This window comes from Luteimonas sp. TWI662, assembly GCF_039673825.1.
GTDB lineage: Bacteria > Pseudomonadota > Gammaproteobacteria > Xanthomonadales > Xanthomonadaceae > Luteimonas.
Map to the genome: position 1 here is coordinate 142,579 of NZ_JBDJMI010000004.1, position 17,029 is coordinate 159,607.

At 67.9% G+C, this 17,029-nt stretch carries 16 protein-coding genes and 1 pseudogene; 12 read left to right on the top strand and 5 right to left on the bottom strand.

Going from position 1 to position 17,029, the window contains the following annotated elements; translation table 11 throughout:
• The first annotated feature begins 337 nt into the window (after positions 1–337).
• Entirely contained in the window at positions 338–3,202 is a 2,865-nt protein-coding gene (locus ABE488_RS05180; RefSeq protein WP_346447389.1) for a TonB-dependent receptor plug domain-containing protein, read from the top strand.
• Positions 3,203–3,572: 370 nt separating this feature from the next.
• On the opposite strand, the gene ABE488_RS05185 is transcribed toward ABE488_RS05180, so the two are convergent.
• Entirely contained in the window at positions 3,573–4,067 is a 495-nt protein-coding gene (locus ABE488_RS05185; protein ID WP_346447390.1) for a hypothetical protein, read from the bottom strand.
• Positions 4,068–4,076: 9 nt separating this feature from the next.
• Positions 4,077–4,973, bottom strand: coding sequence for a phosphoribosylaminoimidazolesuccinocarboxamide synthase (locus ABE488_RS05190; protein ID WP_346441718.1), 897 nt, complete (start codon positions 4,971–4,973; stop codon positions 4,077–4,079).
• 115 nt (positions 4,974–5,088) lie between these two features.
• Here ABE488_RS05190 and ABE488_RS05195 point away from each other — a divergent pair, with 115 nt between their 5' ends.
• The 10 genes and pseudogenes from ABE488_RS05195 (at position 5,089) to ABE488_RS05240 (ending at position 14,041) form a co-directional block, all read left to right on the top strand.
• A complete protein-coding gene (locus ABE488_RS05195) occupies positions 5,089–5,433 on the top strand; it encodes a DnaJ domain-containing protein (RefSeq protein ID WP_346441717.1) in 345 nt (114 codons plus the stop codon).
• Between the two features lie 166 nt (positions 5,434–5,599).
• The gene (gene rpe / locus ABE488_RS05200; RefSeq protein WP_346447391.1) at positions 5,600–6,283 is read left to right on the top strand and encodes a ribulose-phosphate 3-epimerase; all 684 of its coding nucleotides are present in this window, start codon (positions 5,600–5,602) and stop codon (positions 6,281–6,283) included.
• 5 nt (positions 6,284–6,288) lie between these two features.
• Entirely contained in the window at positions 6,289–6,765 is a 477-nt protein-coding gene (gene rraA, locus ABE488_RS05205; RefSeq protein WP_346447406.1) for a ribonuclease E activity regulator RraA, read from the top strand.
• Between the two features lie 230 nt (positions 6,766–6,995).
• Positions 6,996–7,943, top strand: a complete 948-nt coding sequence (gene yegS / locus ABE488_RS05210; protein ID WP_346447392.1) for a lipid kinase YegS — start codon at positions 6,996–6,998, stop codon at positions 7,941–7,943.
• Positions 7,944–8,225: 282 nt separating this feature from the next.
• Positions 8,226–9,710, top strand: a complete 1,485-nt coding sequence (trpE, locus tag ABE488_RS05215; protein ID WP_346441714.1) for an anthranilate synthase component I — start codon at positions 8,226–8,228, stop codon at positions 9,708–9,710.
• A 40-nt stretch (positions 9,711–9,750) separates the two neighbouring features.
• Positions 9,751–10,530: an SIMPL domain-containing protein gene (locus ABE488_RS05220; RefSeq protein WP_346441713.1), complete on the top strand. Its 780-nt coding sequence runs from the start codon at positions 9,751–9,753 to the stop codon at positions 10,528–10,530.
• A gap of 3 nt (positions 10,531–10,533) precedes the next feature.
• Positions 10,534–11,112 carry an aminodeoxychorismate/anthranilate synthase component II gene (locus tag ABE488_RS05225; protein WP_346447393.1) on the top strand — a complete coding sequence of 193 codons (579 nt, stop codon included), beginning with the start codon at positions 10,534–10,536 and terminating at the stop codon, positions 11,110–11,112.
• A gap of 108 nt (positions 11,113–11,220) precedes the next feature.
• Positions 11,221–12,258: an anthranilate phosphoribosyltransferase gene (gene trpD / locus ABE488_RS05230; RefSeq protein ID WP_346447394.1), complete on the top strand. Its 1,038-nt coding sequence runs from the start codon at positions 11,221–11,223 to the stop codon at positions 12,256–12,258.
• A 79-nt stretch (positions 12,259–12,337) separates the two neighbouring features.
• Positions 12,338–13,099 (top strand): annotated as a pseudogene (trpC, locus tag ABE488_RS05235) (indole-3-glycerol phosphate synthase TrpC); the annotation flags it as partial.
• A gap of 252 nt (positions 13,100–13,351) precedes the next feature.
• Positions 13,352–14,041, top strand: a complete 690-nt coding sequence (locus ABE488_RS05240) for a haloacid dehalogenase-like hydrolase (protein ID WP_346447407.1) — start codon at positions 13,352–13,354, stop codon at positions 14,039–14,041.
• Here the strand turns inward: ABE488_RS05240 and ABE488_RS05245 are convergent.
• The 3 genes from ABE488_RS05245 to crp all read right to left on the bottom strand — a co-directional run bounded on the left by ABE488_RS05245 (position 14,027) and on the right by crp (position 15,955).
• A complete protein-coding gene (locus tag ABE488_RS05245; RefSeq protein WP_346447395.1) occupies positions 14,027–14,779 on the bottom strand; it encodes a sulfite exporter TauE/SafE family protein in 753 nt (250 codons plus the stop codon). The two genes, ABE488_RS05240 and ABE488_RS05245, sit on opposite strands and share 15 nt — an antisense overlap.
• Positions 14,780–14,840: 61 nt before the next feature.
• Entirely contained in the window at positions 14,841–15,314 is a 474-nt protein-coding gene (locus ABE488_RS05250) for a GNAT family N-acetyltransferase (protein WP_346447396.1), read from the bottom strand.
• A gap of 5 nt (positions 15,315–15,319) precedes the next feature.
• A complete protein-coding gene (gene crp / locus ABE488_RS05255) occupies positions 15,320–15,955 on the bottom strand; it encodes a cAMP-activated global transcriptional regulator CRP (protein ID WP_346441880.1) in 636 nt (211 codons plus the stop codon).
• A 189-nt stretch (positions 15,956–16,144) separates the two neighbouring features.
• Between crp and speD the strand changes: the two genes are divergently transcribed.
• Positions 16,145–16,936: an adenosylmethionine decarboxylase gene (gene speD / locus ABE488_RS05260; RefSeq protein ID WP_183427679.1), complete on the top strand. Its 792-nt coding sequence runs from the start codon at positions 16,145–16,147 to the stop codon at positions 16,934–16,936.
• Positions 16,937–17,029: the final 93 nt, after the last annotated feature.

Below are 17,029 nucleotides of genomic sequence, written 5' to 3' on the forward strand. Positions count from 1 at the left end.
CTGCGCGCGCCGGTCCGCCTTTAGTCGACGACGATACCCGCCAACCGCTGCAGGGCCTGGGCGTCGCAAAACACAGTAGATCTCGCATTCACGGCTTAACGTAAGTTCGAGCGCGTGGGGCCAGCGCGTTGACCGCGACCAAGAGCGTTGCGTTGATTATTGTGCGGCGCGTCATAATTCGCCAGATTGCGCAAAGGCACTGTCTTGCCAGGGCAATATTGATGGTAGTTTCGGCAATGGCGGCATTGGGCCGCCAATCGCGAGGGGCCTGTCAAGGACGCACCGGGGGGGGGGCTCCATCGTCCGACCACGTATCACTCGAATGGGGATAAACGAGATGTCGAATCGCGCCGTTTCCGCGCGTCGCCACCGTCTTTCGGTGGCGCTCGCAAGTGCAGTGTGCTGTGCAACCAGCATGTCAGCGACCGCTCAAGACACCACATCCGCTCCAGCCACCTCCCCCGCCACGCTGGACGCGGTGATCGTGACTGGTACGCGCATCCGTAGCCAGACGATGACCGCCGCCAGCCCGGTCGCCGAGATCCAAGCCGAGGAGTTCCGCTACACCGGCGCGACGAAAGTCGAGGACCTCGTCAATCAGTATCCGCAACTGGGGTTCACGAGCGGCTTCGACAACTTCCAGAACAACCCGTCTCAGGGCTACGCGACCGCGTCACTGCGTGATCTTGGCGCGCAGCGCACCTTGTCGCTGGTGAACGGTCGCCGCATTCCAAAGGGGCTGGGAGAGACGCCGGATCTGAGCATCATTCCCTCGGCCCTTGTGCGTCGCGTCGATGTCCTTTCGGGAGGCGCATCCGCCGTTTACGGCTCCGACGCGGTCGCAGGCGTGGTCAATTTCGTGCTCGACGACGATTTCGAGGGCGTCAACGTCAACGTGGGGTATTCGGCGTTCCAGCACAAGAACGAGAACCACTACATGCGTGGCCTCATGGACAAGGTGGGATACGACTATCCGACCGGGGGCTCTGGGTTCGACGGTATCTCGCAGAACATCGACCTGTCGATTGGTGGGCGCTTCGGCGAAGGCGGTCATGCGATCGCCTGGGCGACCTGGCGGGAGAACAAGGCGCTGCTCCAGGGCGACCGGGATTACTCGTCCTGCGCTTTGAACGATGCGGGCACGGCCTGCGGTGGTTCGAGCGGTGCCGATCCAGCGAACTTTACCGTGCTCGCGCCATCGCTTCCTGGAGGCAATACCCAGGCCCACCTCGGGCCGGACAGTGTCTGGACACCCGGATTCGGGGCGCTCTACAACTACGCGCCGGTGAATTACTACCAGCGCCCGGATACACGGTATACGGCCGGTACACGCATCAAGTACCAGATCAACGAGCACGTGCAGCCATACTTGGAAGCGATGTTCGTCAACCGTCGAAGCGCCACTCAGATAGCGCCGAGCGGCACATTCAACACGGACGTCGACGTTGCTTGCGATAACGGAATCATCGGCACGTTGTGCAGTGATCTGGGCATCACCGATGATGCGATCACCGTGCTGGTCAACAAGCGCAACGTGGAGGGTGGTCCACGAGCGACCAACCAGGAAACGACGAGCTATCGCATCACCGCGGGCCTGGGTGGCGCGATCAACGAAGACTGGACCTACGATGCATCGTTTACCTACAACCGAAGCTCGGTGAAGGACGAAAGCATCAACGACTTTGTCACCGACCGCGTACGGTCCGCTTTACTCGGCTGTCCGCCTGGCTCATTCAGCGGCTGCACGTTCTACAACGTGTGGCAGGACGCGGTTACCAAGGAGGCGGCGGAAGCGCTTCAGGGCGTCGGCCTCGTCAACTACGTGACCTCAATGAAGGTCTTCAACGCCTACGCGTCCGGAAGCCTTGGGGTCGGCCTACCGTGGGCGAATCAGCCGATCAGCTTGGTGCTGGGCTACGAGCGCCGGCAGGAAACGTACGAACGCACGCCCGATTCCAATATGGCCACCAACAACTTCACCGGCCTCGGAGGGCCTACCACAGCGGTGGCCGGCGACCTGACTGTCGACGAATTCTTTCTGGAAAGCGCGTTGCCTTTGCTCTCGGACGCAGGTTCGCTCGACGGCCTCGATCTGGAGTTGGGCTATCGCTACTCCGACTACAGCACGTCCGGTGGCGTGAACACCTGGAAGGCCGGCCTGGGCGCAAAGTTCGCCGATGGTCGCTTCCTGTTGCGCACGGGCTGGAATCGGGCGATCCGGGCTGCCGGCATCACCGAGCTCTACGAAAACCAGAGTATCGGTCTTTGGGGTGGATCGGACCCCTGCGCAGGATCGGCGCCCACCTGGACCGCCGAACAATGCGCGCTGACCGGGGTGGCGCCGAGTCAGTACGGTTTCGTGCCGGACAATCCCGCAGGCCAGTACAACCTCCTTGGAGGCGGCAGTCTCAATCTTGATCCTGAGACCGCGGATACATGGACAATCGGGTTTGCTGCAGCGCCTATCGAGGGTCTGAACTTGAGCCTCGATTACTATCGGATCGAGCTCAAGGACGCAATCACGAGCATCGGACCTTCGGTCATTCTGGACCTGTGCGCGCGTGGGCAGTCCGAGATGTGCGGGCTCGTTCGTCGCAATCCGAGGACCGGTGATCTGTGGTTGGGCAGCGATCCCGAAAGCTCGGGACTGGTCGTCGATACCCTGGGCAATTTCGGCAGTTTTGACTTCAGCGGTATCGATCTCACGGCGTCCTACGCTTGGCCGGTCGGCCCGGGGCGGCTGACCACCTCGCTGGTCGGTACCTACCTGCTGGAGCAGACCAAGCAGCCGGTCGCCGAGGACGCGTCCACTGCCTACGACTGCGCCGGCCGGGTCAACGAGGCCTGCAATGCGCCCGAATGGCGCCATGTGGCCAGCGCCCGGTATGCGTTCGACCGCTATGGCGTGGGTCTGCGCTGGCGCTATGTCGGGGGGTTGGACTACGTCAATAACGACGGGACGCCGGGAACCACCGATAAGCTTCTGGTCAATCGTGGCAACCGGGTGGGCAGCTACAACTACATCGATCTGAGCGGGTCGGTGGAGCTGTGGGACGTCGCGACGTGGACCGTAGGCGTCAACAACGTGTTCGACAAGGAGCCGCCGCTGGTCGGAGGTACCTTGGTGTTGAATGGCAATTCGCTCGGAGGCTACGACCAGGCGGGACGCTTCTTCTTCACCAGCCTGAGCTTCCGTTTCTAGTCGACCGGGGCGGCGGCGGGCAAGACGCCTGCCGTCGCCCCCTCGGACGACGGACGCGGCGAGACATGGGGTGGACGCAGTACGGGCCGCGCTGGGCATGGCCGGCCCGTGCGCTGCGGCCATGAGGCCAGGGCCAGGCGCTTGAGCGCCTGGCATCACTGCATGGCTGTTTCGGCACGCGGGTCGAGTCGAATCGGCGATCGAGAGGCATCCGCACGGCGTCCGGATCGACGCAGGCGCACGACTTCGTTGCCCGCCGTCGCGGGTGTTGGATCCAGCATGAGCGCCTGCTTCGAGGTTTTTCGGGCATCAAGCCTCTGTCGGTGCTGCCTGCGGCGCGCTCAGCGCGGCGCGATTCAGCCCATCGACGTCAACGCAATCGGCGGGCGCGAAGCGAGACGCCGGCCGGGGTGCGCAGCATGTAGCCGCCCATCGCACCTCTTCTAATCGACACCGCTTCGCCCGGCGTCAACGGGCCGCGTGCGGTGACTTCGGTCAGTGTCCAGACTTGGCCGTTGTCGAGGGCGACCGTTCGTCGGTCCCCGAGGTCGTCCACCGCTACCACACGCGCCTCGATCCGGTCCGACATCGAGTCACGCTCGCGAGGCGGCAGTGGCAGACCGAAGGCCTCGCCATGCAGGGCCTCCGCCGGGGTGGCGCCGAAGACCGGTGGGAAGGCTCGGTCATAGCATGCCAGCCGCGCGACCGCGTCGGCGAGATGGCTGCAGCTGAAATCCGGTGGCGGCGACGAGGTGGCCGGGCCAGCAGCAGCGGCCGCTGTGCCACAGAGCGAGAGCAGCCAACCGGCTGCCAGGACATCGGCACGCATGATTCTCCGCTTCCGCTTGGGAGAAGCATCGAGCATAGCGCGCCGTCAGTCGAAGGCGATGTCTGCCAACCGCTGCAGGGCCTCGGCATATCGCGCATGGGTGCGCGCGATGACCTCGGCCGGCAGGCGCGGACCCGGCGCGGTCTTGTCCCAGTCCAGCGTTTCCAGATAATCGCGCACGATCTGCTTGTCGTAGCTCGGCGGGCTGGTGCCGACCTGGTACTCGTCCGCCGGCCAGTAGCGCGACGAGTCCGGGGTCAGCATCTCGTCCATCACATACAGGCGGCCATCGGCATCGGTGCCGAACTCGAACTTGGTGTCGGCCAGGATGATGCCGCGCTCGGCGGCGTGGACGGCGGCATGCGCGTACAGGCGCAGCGTCGCGTCGCGGACCTGCTCGGCAAGATCGGCACCGATGTGGCGCACCATCGTGTCGAAGTCGATGTTCTCGTCGTGGTCGCCGACTGCGGCCTTGGTCGACGGGGTGAAGATCGGCTGCGGCAGTTGTTCGGCCTGGCGCAGGCCGCCCGGCAGCGCGATACCGCTGACCCGGCCGGTGCGCTGATAGTCCTTCCAGCCGCTGCCGATCAGATAGCCGCGGGCGATCGCCTCGACCGGCACCGGCTTGAGCTTTTTCGTCACGACCGCGCGCTGTGCGTAGAGCGCCGGATCGACGCCGGTGGGCAGCACGCTGGCCACGTCGATGCCGGTCAGGTGATTGGGCATCAGCGCCGCGGTCTGTTCGAACCAGAAGTTGCTGATCTGGCACAGCATCTCGCCCTTGCCGGGGATCGGGTCGGGCAGCACGACGTCGAACGCGCTCAGGCGGTCGGTGGCGACGATCAGCAGCCGCTCCTCGCCGAGCTCGAACACGTCGCGGACCTTGCCGCGGTGGCGCAGGTGGAGGCCGGGCAGGTTCGCTTCGAGCAGGGTCGTCGACACAGAGGTGGTCCGGGTTGCGTCGCAAAACGGTCGGCAAGTGTAGTGCGAACGCGGTCGCGGTGCAGGGGGGGCATCGCGACCGCCTGGGCGGCGGCGAACCGCTACACTGCCGACCATGCAACGCTGGTACGGAAAACTGCTGGGCTTCATCGCCGGATGGCTGCTGCTGCGCCACCCGGCGGGCGGTGTGATCGGGCTGGTGATCGGGCATGCGTTCGACGCCGGCTGGCTGGCGCCTCGCCGGCAGAAGGATCATGCGGTGTTCGGCCTGGCCCCGGATGCGACCCAGGCCCAGATCGACCAGGCCTATCGTCGGCTGATCTCCCAGTACCACCCCGACCGCGTGGCCGGCGCCGCGCCGGAGTTGCGCGCCCAGGCCGAGGCGCGTGCCGCCGAGCTCAATGCCGCCTACGACCGGCTGCGCCGCGGCCGCGACGGCCGCAAGCGCCCCCGGCGCTGAGGCGCGCGGCGCCCACGCAGCATCGGTGCGCGATGGCCGCGCCGTCCACAGTGCGGCCTTCGAGCCGGACGCAGGCGCCCGGCAAGCAGTGGGGCGGGGTGCGCGGCCGCGTAGAATGGCGGTCTGCGGCGCTCGCCGCGCCCTCCCGCCGCCCCCGGAGCCGTCCATGCAGCCCGCCGTCATCGCGCCCTCGATCCTGTCCGCCAACTTCGCACGGCTCGGCGAGGAGGTCGACGCCGTACTGGCTGCCGGTGCCGACTGGGTGCACTTCGACGTGATGGACAACCATTACGTGCCGAACCTGACCATCGGGCCGCTGGTGTGCGAGGCGCTGCGCAAGCACGGCGTGACCGCGCCGATCGATGTGCACCTGATGGTCGAGCCGGTCGACCGCATCGTGCCGGACTTCGCCCGCGCCGGCGCGACGCTGATCAGCTTCCATCCCGAGGCCAGCCGCCATGTGCACCGGACGATCCAATTGATCCGCGCCGAGGGCTGCCAGGCCGGCCTGGTGCTGAATCCCGCGACGCCGGTCGAGGTGCTCGACTACGTGCTCGAGGATCTGGACATGGTGCTGCTGATGTCGGTCAATCCGGGCTTCGGCGGTCAGGCGTTCATTCCCTCGACGCTCGACAAGCTGCGCCGCGTGCGCGAGCGCATCGATGCCACCGGCAAGGCGATCCGGCTGGAGATCGACGGCGGCGTCAAGCCCGACAATATCGGCGAGATCGCGGCGGCCGGCGCCGACACCTTCGTTGCCGGTTCTGCGATTTTCGGCAAGCCCGACTACCGCGCTGTGGTCGACGCGATGCGCGTGGAGATCGCACGCGCGACCACGATGCGCGCGTGAGCGACGTGATCTCTACCTGCGACCTGTGCGATGCGCATCCCGACGCGGTGCGCGTGCTCGATCTCCCGCTGCGGGATTTCGGTGGACGCCGCGCGTTCGCCGGCATCGTCAGCACGGTGCGCGCGCTGGAAGACAACTCGCGGGTGAAAGAGGCGGTCGCCGAACCGGGCGAGGGGCGCGTGCTGGTGATCGACGGCGGCGGTTCGACCCGCCGCTCGATGCTCGGCGACCTGCTGGCCGCGCAGGCGGTCGCCAATGGCTGGACCGGCGTGATCGTGCATGGCGCGATCCGCGACAGCGCGGTGATCGCAGGCATGGATCTCGGCGTCAAGGCGCTGAGCACCGTGCCGCTGAAGACCGATCGCCGGGATCAGGGCCTGCGCGATGTGCCGGTGACCTTTGGTGGCGTGACCCTTGTGGCGGGCGAGTGGCTCGCCGCGGACGCCGATGGCGTGATCGTCGCCGCGCAGCCACTGCTGTAGGCGGGGTCCATCGCCGTCACCACAGAAGAAGGCCGCATCCTGCGATGCGGCCCTCCGGAAGATTGGAGGCTGATCCTGCCTCCGCCCGTCGTCCCTGCGATGGCCTCCCATGGTCCGGGCGCTCGATGACAGCGTCATGACGGCGCACGGACAAACAGCGTGAGGGACGTTTAACAGCGCAGCCCGCGTACTCCGCTACGCTGCGCCACCTCTCCTTCGTCCCGTGCCCCATGCCTGCTCCGTCCTGGTGTCTGATCCTCAACGGCAAATCGGCGGGGGTGGAGGCAGTGCGCGAGGCGGTCGCGGCGATGCGCGGCCGCGGCATCGCGCTGGCCGTCCGGGTGACCTGGGAGGCGCGCGACGCCGCGCGCTTCGTCGACGAAGCGCTGGTCAGCGGTGTGGAGACGCTGGTGGTGGGCGGCGGCGATGGCACGCTCAATGCGGTGGTCTCCGCGCTCGCCGCGCGCCCGGAAGCGGCCGACGCGCTGCCGTCGCTGGGGGTGCTGCCGCTGGGCACCGCCAACGACTTCGCGACCGCAGCGCAACTTCCGATCGACCCGCACGACGCCCTCTCCCTGGTCGCCGAACTGGCGCCGCGTCCGGTCGACGTGCTGCGGGTTGCGGCCGACGACGCCGTGCTGTGGTGCGCGAATCTGGCCTCGGGAGGCTTCGGCACGCAGGTGACGGTCGACACGCGCGACGCCCTCAAGCGTGTACTCGGCGGACTGGCCTACTTCGTGACCGGACTGTCGCGGCTGGGGCGGATCGAGCCGATCCAGGCGCGGGTCCGCGGCCCCGAGTTCGCCTGGGACGGCGGGCTGGTCGCACTGGGCATCGGCAATGGCCGTCAGGCTGGTGGCGGGCAGGCGCTGTGTCCCGATGCCTGGATCGACGACGGCATGATCGATCTGACGATCGTGCCCGAGTTCGAAGGCGAGGTCGTCGCGGCTTTGCGCACCGCACTGGTCGAGGGCAAGGTCGCCGCGCTCGACCAGGTCGCGGTGCGTCGCCGGCTTCCCCGACTGGTCGTCGAGGCCGACGCGCCGATGGCGTTGAACCTCGATGGCGAGCCGGTTCAGGCCGCTCGCTTCGATATCCAATGCGTTCCCGCGCGCCTGCGGATGCATCTTCCGGCCGATTGCGCGTTGCTGTCGAAGACGCCCGCCGCCGCGCGCTGACCGCTTGCACGGCGCGGCACTGTGCGCCGTTCGACCAGGACGTCCCGCGCCCCCAACTGCTCGCTGGCCGCCTCCAGCACGGTGGTTGTCACTGCGCACCGCCGACGTGCCGCCATCGTCGCCGCGATCTCGCCGGACGGTCGCGCAATCGCCGGTGAGCCGCTACAGTAGCCGCCATGCGCGCGCCTTCGCCCCTGCATTTCCGTTCCGCCGGCTCCAGCTGGCGATGGTGGCCTTCGGCTGCACTCGCCCCTGCCTGCCTGCTTTGCAAGGAAATGCCGCGTGATCTCGCAACACGACTTCCAGCGCTACGCCACTGACGGCCACACCCGCATCCCCGTGGTGCGCGAGGTGCTGTCCGATCTCGACACTCCGCTTTCGGTCTACCTCAAACTCGCCGACGGTCCGCACACCTACCTGTTCGAATCGGTGGAGGGCGGTGAACGCTTCGGCCGCCATTCGATCATCGGCCTGCCGGCTGCCCGGGTGTACGCCTTCCATGGCCACAGGCTGACGATCAGCGAGCACGGCGAGACCATCGAGACGCGCGAGGTCGCCGATCCGTTCGCCGAGGTCGAGCGCCTGCGCGCCGAGCACTCGGTTCCGCGAGTCGAGGGCCTACCGGGCTTTGCCGGCGGCCTGGTCGGCTGGTTCGGATTCGAATGCATCGAGTACATCGAGCCGCGTCTGCGCGATGCGGCGAGGACGGATGTGCGCGACGAACTGGGCACGCCGGACATCCTGCTGATGCTCAGCACCGAGGTCGCGGTGTTCGATAACCTCAAGGGCCGGCTGTATCTGATCGTGCATGCCGATCCGCGCGAGCCGCAGGCCTGGGCGCGCGCCAATCGCCGGCTCGATGCGTTGAGTCACCGGCTGCGCCAGGGCGGGGCCGGCTACCCGGAGACGCTGCAGCCGGCGGCGCTGGACGAGTCGGACTTCGTGTCCGGCTTCACCCGCGAGGGCTTCATCGACGCGGTGGCCCGGGTCAAGGACTACATCGCGGCCGGTGACGCCTTTCAGGTCGTGCTGTCGCAGCGCATGTCGGTGCCGTTCCAGGCGCGTCCGGTGGATGTCTACCGGGCGTTGCGGGCACTCAATCCATCGCCGTACATGTATTTCCTCGATGTCGGCGGCACCCAGGTCGTCGGCTCGTCGCCGGAGATCCTCGTGCGGCTGCAGGACGGCGAGGTCACCGTGCGGCCGATCGCCGGCACACGGCCGCGGGGCAGGACCGCGGAGGAGGACGCAGCGCTCGAGGTCGAACTGCTGGCCGATCCGAAGGAGCGGGCCGAGCACCTGATGCTGATCGACCTGGGCCGCAACGATGTCGGCCATGTGTCCGACGCGGGCACGGTCGAGGTCGGCGAGCGCTTCGTGATCGAGCGCTACAGCCACGTCATGCACATCGTCAGCGAGGTCACCGGGCGGCTGCAGGCCGGGCTGACCTACGCCGATGTGCTGCGTGCGACGTTCCCTGCGGGCACCGTCAGCGGCGCGCCGAAGGTCCGCGCACTGGAGATCATCCGCAGTCTCGAGCCGGTCAAGCGCAACGTTTACTCCGGCGCGGTCGGTTGGCTCGGCTGGCATGGCGACGCCGATACCGCGATCGCGATCCGCACCGCGGTGATCCAGGGCGGTCGCCTGTACGTGCAGGCGGGCGCGGGCATCGTGTACGACTCCGACCCCGACATGGAATGGGCCGAGACGATGAACAAAGGCCGCGCGCTGTTCCGCGCGGTGGCGCAAGCGGCGAAGGGGCTGTGAGCCGCCATACCGGTTTCGATCAGGGATCAGGGAGACGACGATGAAAGGATGTTTGGTTCGCGGATGTGCCGGTCTGCTGCTGGCTCTGTGCGCGCCGTGGGCGACGGCGCAGGTCAATGCGCTGCCGTCGCTGCCGCACCTGCTGGTCAAAGGCGATGCGACACGCGACGTAGTGCCGGACCGCTTCACGGTTTCGATCACGTTGAGTGCGCTGGACATGCAGCCGGAAGTCGCACGCGACCGTGTGCAGACGCATCTGGGCGCGCTGCTGACCGCGTTGAAGTCGGGCGGCGCGATCGCCGAATCGATCGACGCCAGCACGTTCTCGGTGCAGCCCGAGCACGACTACGAATCCCAGAGGCGGGTGTATCGCGGTATCCGCGCGACGCGCGCGTTGCGGGTGACGTTTCCCGACGCGGAGGCTACGCGCGCGTTTCTCGCGAAGCTGCCTGCCGGTGAAGACGTGCAGTTGGGCGGTATCGAGCCGACGTTCTCCGGTGAAGCCGCGCTGCGCGGTGAACTGAAGGCCGAGGCCATGCGCCAGACTCGTGACACTGCGGCGCTGTTGGCGACGAGCTACGGCGCGCGTCTCGGTCCGCTGTACAGCGTGTCCGACGTGGCCCCGAGCTTCGCTTACGGCATCCAGGCCGGCCAATGGCCATCGACACGCGGCGGCACACCTCCGCCGCCTGCGGCGAGTCCCGCTGCCGCGTTCGAGCGCATCCAGGTCACCGGCAACCGAATCACGCCCGAAAGCCTCGCGGTCGGCACCGTCACCATCGCCGAACACCTTTACGCCATCTTCCTGCTCGCGGATTGACCCATGCTGTTGATGCTCGACAACTACGACAGCTTCACCTGGAATCTCGTGCAGTACCTGCAGGCGCTTGGCGCCGAGGTCCGCGTTGAGCGCAACGATGCATTGACGGTCGAGCAGATCGAGCGGCTCGCACCGGAGCAGATCGTGATTTCGCCTGGTCCGTGCACGCCGAACGAAGCGGGCGTGTCGTTGGCGGTGATCGAGCGCCTGGGGGCGACGGTGCCGATTCTGGGTGTGTGCCTGGGCCATCAGGCACTGGGCCAGGCCTACGGCGGCCGCGTGGTCCGCGCCGGCCGGATCATGCACGGCAAGACCTCGCCGATCCGACACGAAGGCCGCGGCGTGTTCGCCGGACTGCCCGATGGCTTCGATGCCACGCGCTACCACTCGCTGGTCGTCGAGCGCGCATCGCTGCCCGATTGCCTGGAGGTCACTGCCTGGACCGAGCATGACGACGGCACAGTGGAAGAAATCATGGGCCTGCGCCATCGCACGCATCCGGTCGAGGGCGTGCAGTTCCACCCCGAGTCGATCCTCACCGAACACGGCCATGCCCTGCTGAAGAACTTTCTGGCGCGCTGAGCGGGCGCCGGAAGAGCGCGGATTCCAACGCGCCCTCCGATTGCGGGGCACCGTACCCGGATCGGCGACAATCTGAAACGTCAGCCTGTGCCAGGAGTCCGCGTCGCGATGCCCATCACCCCCCACGAAGCCCTGCAACGCACGATCGAGCATCGCGAGATCTTCCGCGACGAAATGGTCGAGCTGATGCGCCAGATCATGCGCGGCGAGGTTTCGCCGCTGATGACCGCGGCAATCCTGTCCGGCCTGCGAGTCAAGAAGGAGACCGTCGACGAGATCGCGGGGGCGGCGCAGGTCATGCGCGAGTTCGCGCTTCCGGTACCGGTCGCCGAGGACGACCGCGTGCAACTGGTCGACATCGTCGGCACCGGCGGCGACGGCGCGCACACGTTCAACATCTCCACGGCGAGCATGTTCGTGATCGCCGCGGCCGGGGCCAAGGTCGCCAAGCACGGCAACCGCAGCGTGTCGTCGAAATCCGGCAGCGCCGACGTGCTCGAGGCGCTGGGCGCGCGTATCGACCTGCAGCCCGAGGCGGTCGCCGATTGCATCGCGCGCACCGGGATCGGCTTCATGTTCGCGCCGGTGCACCACCCGGCCATGCAGGTCGTCGCCCCGGTACGCCGCGAGATGGGCGTGCGCACGATCTTCAACATCCTCGGCCCGCTGACCAACCCGGCCGGCGCGCCGAACATCCTGATGGGGGTGTTCCATCCCGACCTGGTCGGCATCCAGGTCCGCGTGCTGCGGGAGCTGGGCGCCGAGCGCGCGCTGGTGGTCTGGGGCCGCGACGGCATGGACGAGATCTCGCTGGGTGCCGGCACCCTGGTCGGCGAATTGCGCGACGGGCAGGTGCACGAGTACGAGATCCATCCCGAGGATTTCGGCATCGCGATGGCGGCCAGCCGCAACCTGCGTGTCGCCGACGCCGCCGAATCGAAGACGCTGCTGCTCGCCGCACTCGACGACACGCCAGGGCTGGCCCGCGATATCGTCTGTCTCAACGCCGGCGCGGCGCTGTATGTCGCCGGCGTAGCCGATTCGATCGCCGAGGGTGTCGTGCGCGCACGCAACGCGATCGCCGACGGTGGCGCGCGCGCGCGGCTCGACGCGTTCGTCATGGCGACCGGCGGTCGTCCGCATTGATCGAGGCCGGCGCCGGGCGGTGGTGGCGTCACCTGGGGTATCTTGGGCGGCCCTGTCCGTCCGCCGCGGTTCTACGATCTTGAACGACGTCCTGCAGCGCATCGTCGCGCGCAAACACGAAGAAGTCGCCGCTCGCCGCGCCGCCTGCCCGCTGGCGGAGATCGCCGCGCGCGCGGCCGATGCCGGCCCGGTCCGCGGCTTCGCCGCGGCGATCGAGGCCAGAATCGCCGCAGGCGATGCGGCGGTGATCGCCGAGGTCAAGAAGGCCAGCCCGTCGAAGGGGGTGATCCGGCCGGACTTTCGCCCGGCCGACATCGCCCGCAGCTACGCAGCCGGCGGCGCGGCCTGCCTGTCGGTGCTGACCGACATCGACTTCTTCCAGGGCGCCGACGACTACCTGGTGCAGGCGCGCGACGCCTGCACGCTGCCGGTGCTGCGCAAGGATTTCATCGTCGACCCCTGGCAGGTCCACGAATCGCGCGCGCTCGGCGCCGACTGCATCCTGCTGATCGTCGCCGCGCTCGATGACCGCCAACTGGTCGAGTTGGCCGGGCTGGCGATGTCGATGGACCTCGACGTGCTGGTCGAGGTGCACGACATCGACGAGCTCGAACGCGCACTCCAGGTGCCGTCGCCGCTGCTGGGCATCAACAACCGCAGCCTGCGCAGCTTCGAGGTCTCGCTCGACACCACGCTGTCGTTGCGGGGCGCGGTACCGCGCGATCGGCGTCTGGTCACCGAGAGCGGCATCCATACGTCCGACGACGTCGCGCGGATGCGCGACGCGGGCATCGACGCCTTCCTGGTCGGCGAAGCCTTCATGCGCGCGCCCGACCCGGGGGCGGCGCTCAGTGCCTTGTTCTCGCCGACCCTGCCGGCGCCGGAGGTCATCGCCCCCCCTCCGCAGGCCCCCGACGATACCGATCGGCCGCGTGCGCCACTGACCCCGGTGATTGTCGCGGCCACCGATCCGTCCCGGGCCTCGCTCGGGGCTGCGCCGGCCAGCGCGCCGACGCTGGCGGGGCTGTTGGCGCCGGCGGCCGCGGCTGGCGAGTCCAGCACAGAGGCCGCGGCCGTCGCCACGCCGCGCACCGTGGTCTTCGATTTCGACCACACCCTCTACGACGGCGATTCGGGGACGCACCTGTTCGGCTGGCTGATCCGCCGCAGCCTCTGGCGCACGGCGCTGGCACTGCTGGCCACGCCGCTGCTCGGGCCGATGATCGCCTGCCTGCCGACCCGCCGGTACGGCATTTCCGGCTACGCGTGGATCGGCACCGTCGGCCTGAACAGCCGCGGGTCGCTGGATCGTCTGATCGATCTCTACGTCGCCCGTCACGCCGATCAGATCCGTCCGCGGCTGCTGCCGGTGGCGCTGGAGGTGCTGCACGGCCACCGCGAGGCTGGCGATCGCGTGGTCGTGGCGACCGGTGCGCCGCCCGAACTGGCGCGCGCGATCCTGGCCTTCGTCGCCCACGAGACCGTGCCGGTGATCGGCACCGCGGTCGGGCCCAAGCTCGGCGCGGTCGTGGCCACACGCCACTGTCATGCCGAGGAGAAGATGCGCATGCTGCGCGAGCGCGGCTATGGCGACATCGACATCGCCTATTCCGATTCGAGTGCGGACCTGCCGCTGCTCAAGGCCGCGGCGACGCCGGTGGTGGTCAATCCGAAGGCGGGGGCGGTGGCGATGTTCCGGCGCGTGTTGCCGGCAGGCACGCCCATCCTCAACTGGGGCTGCCGCGACCGCGCGGGGACACCGGCAGGCTCAGCCGGGCAGTAGCGACCGGCCGATCTGGTAGAGGCTGATCGCCATCACCAGCACGCCCACCGCCAGCAGTACCCAGCGCTCGCGGACGTGGCGCACGAACAGCGCCGCCAGCGGCGCGGCGATCATCCCACCGACCAGCAGACCGAGCACCACGTCCAGGTGCTGCAGACCGATCGTCAGGAAGAACGTGATCGAGATCGACAGCGTGACCAGGAACTCGGCGGCGTTGACGGTGCCGATCGTCGTGCGCGCCGTGCCGCCGCGCGCGAGCAGGGTCGAGGTCGCGACCGGGCCCCAGCCGCCGCCGCCGGTGGCGTCGAGCAGACCGGCCACGAAGCCGAGCAACGGGACCCGCTGCACCTCGCGCCGGGGCAGCATCCGGCCGGCTGCACGCAGCAGGATCAGCACCGAGAGCACCAGCAGGTAGGCATAGATGAACGGGCGGACCACGTCGCCGGGCAATTGGGTCAGCACATAGGCGCCAAGTACGCCGCCGGCCATGCCCGGGATCGCCAGACGGAAGAACAGGCGCCGGTCGACGTTGCGCATCGCCAGGTGGGACACGCCCGAGGCGCCGGTGGTGAACACTTCGGCGGTGTGTACGCTGGCGCTCACCGCCGCAGGCGGCACGCCCATGCTCAGCAGCACCGACGAGGACACCAGGCCGAACGCCATGCCCAGGGCGCCGTCGATCAGCTGCGCGGCCAGGCCGACCAGCACGAAGAACAGGAATTGGTCGCCGAGCGTCATGTGCGGTCCGTTGCGATGGTCGGCCACAGCATACGGTGCCCGAGGGGCGCGCTGTCAGGGGTCAGGCGTCGCCGAGCCGCTTGATGAAGCGCAGGGTGCCGTCGGAGAAGCCGCAGGCCCGGTAGAACGCGTGCGCATCGGCGCGCTGCGAGCCGCTGGTCAGTTCGAGCCGCGCCGCACCGGCGAAACGCGCCCGGCGCTCGGCTTCCTTCAGTAGCTGGCGGCCCAGCCCCTGACCCTTCGCGGTATCGGTGACCACCAGCGCGGTGATCCTGCAGGTGGTGGTGCCCAGGGGCAGGTAGTACATGAAATCCAGCGCGACCAGCCCGCAGACCCGACCGCCGCTGCGCGCGACCACCAGCGCCTGACGGTCGTTGGCGGTGACGGCCAGGATGCGCTCGCGCGCTTCGTCGACGCCGCAGGGATAGCCCAGCTCCGAGAGCAGGGCGGCGACGTCATCGGCGTCGATGGCCGACGCGCTGCGCAGATCGGCGTCGGGCAGATCGCCCCGAGGTGCGAAATGTCCGCTGCTCATGGCTGCTATCGGGTTCCAAACAGCACGATGGTCTTGCCGCGGGCGGTCAGCTTGCCATCGGCCTGGAGTTTCTTGAGCACCCGGCCGGCCATCTCGCGCGAGCAGCCGACCAGCCGCGCCAACTCCTGCCGGGAGATCCGCAACTGGGTGCCCTGTGGGTGGCTCATCGCGTCCGGCTCCCGGGTCAGGTCGTGGAGCGTGCGCACGATGCGATCGGTGACGTCCAGGAACGCCAGCCGGCCGGCCTTGCGGCTGGTGTCGAGCAGCCGGCGCGAGAGTTGGGCGCCGATCGCATGCATGATCGAGGTCGCGTCGCCCGCCAGCGTGGTCTCGAACAGCTGATAGAGCCGCTCGTAGCTGATCTCGGCCAACTCGCACTGGGTCCGGGTGCGCAGGATGACCTCGCGCACGTCCGATTCGATGAACAGGCCCATCTCGCCGACCATCTCGCCCGGCCCGAAGTACCCCAGCACCAGTTCGCGGCCGTCGTCCTCCTCGGTGATGATGCTGACCGAACCGCTGACCACGTAGTACAGCGTGCCCGCCGGATCGCCGGGGCGGAAGACCTCGCTGCGCGGCGGATAGCGCCGGCGGTGGCAGTGGGCGAGGAAGCGTTCGATGGCCGCCGCCGACGGCGACATCGGGTGCGGCGTGCGGACATGGGAATTGATCAGGGCCACGGGATCGGGGGGCATGAGGCATCGCAGCGGGGAATGCCGAAGAGTAGGCGGTCGGCCCGCCGGGGGCAAACCGCTTTGCGCCGAGGTCGCGAGTGGGCCCCGGTTTGCCGCATAATCGCCGTTTCGCCCAACCCCCGAGGGTCGACCGCTGTGGTCAAACCGCTCCCGCGCCTGAAGCTCCAGGGTTTCAACAACCTGACCAAGGCCCTGTCGTTCAACATCTACGACGTGTGCTACGCCTCGTCCGAGGACGAGCGCCAGCGCTATATCGCCTACATCGACGAGGTCTACAACGCCGACCGGCTGACGCAGATCCTGACCGATGTCGCGGAGATCATTGGCGCGAATATCCTTCACGTCGCTCGCCAGGACTATGAGCCCCAGGGCGCGTCGGTGACGATCCTGATCTCCGAAGAGCCGGTGATCGACCGCAAGGACGCCAAGGGCGTGATCTCCGACGCGGTGGTCGCGCACCTGGACAAGTCGCACATCACCGTCCACACCTATCCCGAGACCCATCCCGACAACGGCATCGCGACCTTCCGCGCCGACATCGATGTGGCGACGTGTGGCGTGATCTCGCCGCTCAAGGCGCTCAACTACCTGATCGAGAGCCTCGAGTCGGACATCGTGGTCATGGACTACCGCGTGCGCGGCTTCACCCGCGACGTGAAGGGCAAGAAGCACTACATCGACCACAAGATCAACTCGATCCAGGACTACCTGGCCAAGAACATCAAGTCGCGCTACGACGCGCTCGATGTGAATGTCTACCAGGAGAACATCTTCCACACGAAGATGCACCTCAAGGACTTCGACCTGGACCAGTACCTGTTCGAGGAGAAGGCGCGCAACCTTTCATTCAAGGACCGGATGAAGATCGAGGCGCGCCTCAAGCGCGAGATCGAGGAGCTCTATCACGGGCGCAACCTCGTCGACTGACGCAGGCGCCGCGATCGGCAACGCGTGATTCGAAGCAGCGGCCTCGCATGATGCGGGGCCGTTTCCGCCTGGAGGGCGCGGCGATCGGATTCG

Excerpts from the sequence above, each read along its gene's own strand:
- ABE488_RS05185 (WP_346447390.1), bottom strand. The coding sequence starts at position 4,067 with ATGCTCGATGCTTCTCCCAAGCGGAAGCGGAGAATCATGCGTGCCGAT.
- yegS (WP_346447392.1), top strand. The coding sequence starts at position 6,996 with ATGCCTGCTCCGTCCTGGTGTCTGATCCTCAACGGCAAATCGGCGGGG.
- ABE488_RS05220 (WP_346441713.1), top strand. The coding sequence starts at position 9,751 with ATGAAAGGATGTTTGGTTCGCGGATGTGCCGGTCTGCTGCTGGCTCTG.
- ABE488_RS05180 (WP_346447389.1), top strand. The coding sequence starts at position 338 with ATGTCGAATCGCGCCGTTTCCGCGCGTCGCCACCGTCTTTCGGTGGCG.
- ABE488_RS05245 (WP_346447395.1), bottom strand. The coding sequence starts at position 14,779 with ATGACGCTCGGCGACCAATTCCTGTTCTTCGTGCTGGTCGGCCTGGCC.
- rpe (WP_346447391.1), top strand. The coding sequence starts at position 5,600 with ATGCAGCCCGCCGTCATCGCGCCCTCGATCCTGTCCGCCAACTTCGCA.
- trpD (WP_346447394.1), top strand. The coding sequence starts at position 11,221 with ATGCCCATCACCCCCCACGAAGCCCTGCAACGCACGATCGAGCATCGC.
- crp (WP_346441880.1), bottom strand. The coding sequence starts at position 15,955 with ATGTCGCCGTCGGCGGCGGCCATCGAACGCTTCCTCGCCCACTGCCAC.
- ABE488_RS05250 (WP_346447396.1), bottom strand. The coding sequence starts at position 15,314 with ATGAGCAGCGGACATTTCGCACCTCGGGGCGATCTGCCCGACGCCGAT.
- ABE488_RS05195 (WP_346441717.1), top strand. The coding sequence starts at position 5,089 with ATGCAACGCTGGTACGGAAAACTGCTGGGCTTCATCGCCGGATGGCTG.
- ABE488_RS05225 (WP_346447393.1), top strand. The coding sequence starts at position 10,534 with ATGCTGTTGATGCTCGACAACTACGACAGCTTCACCTGGAATCTCGTG.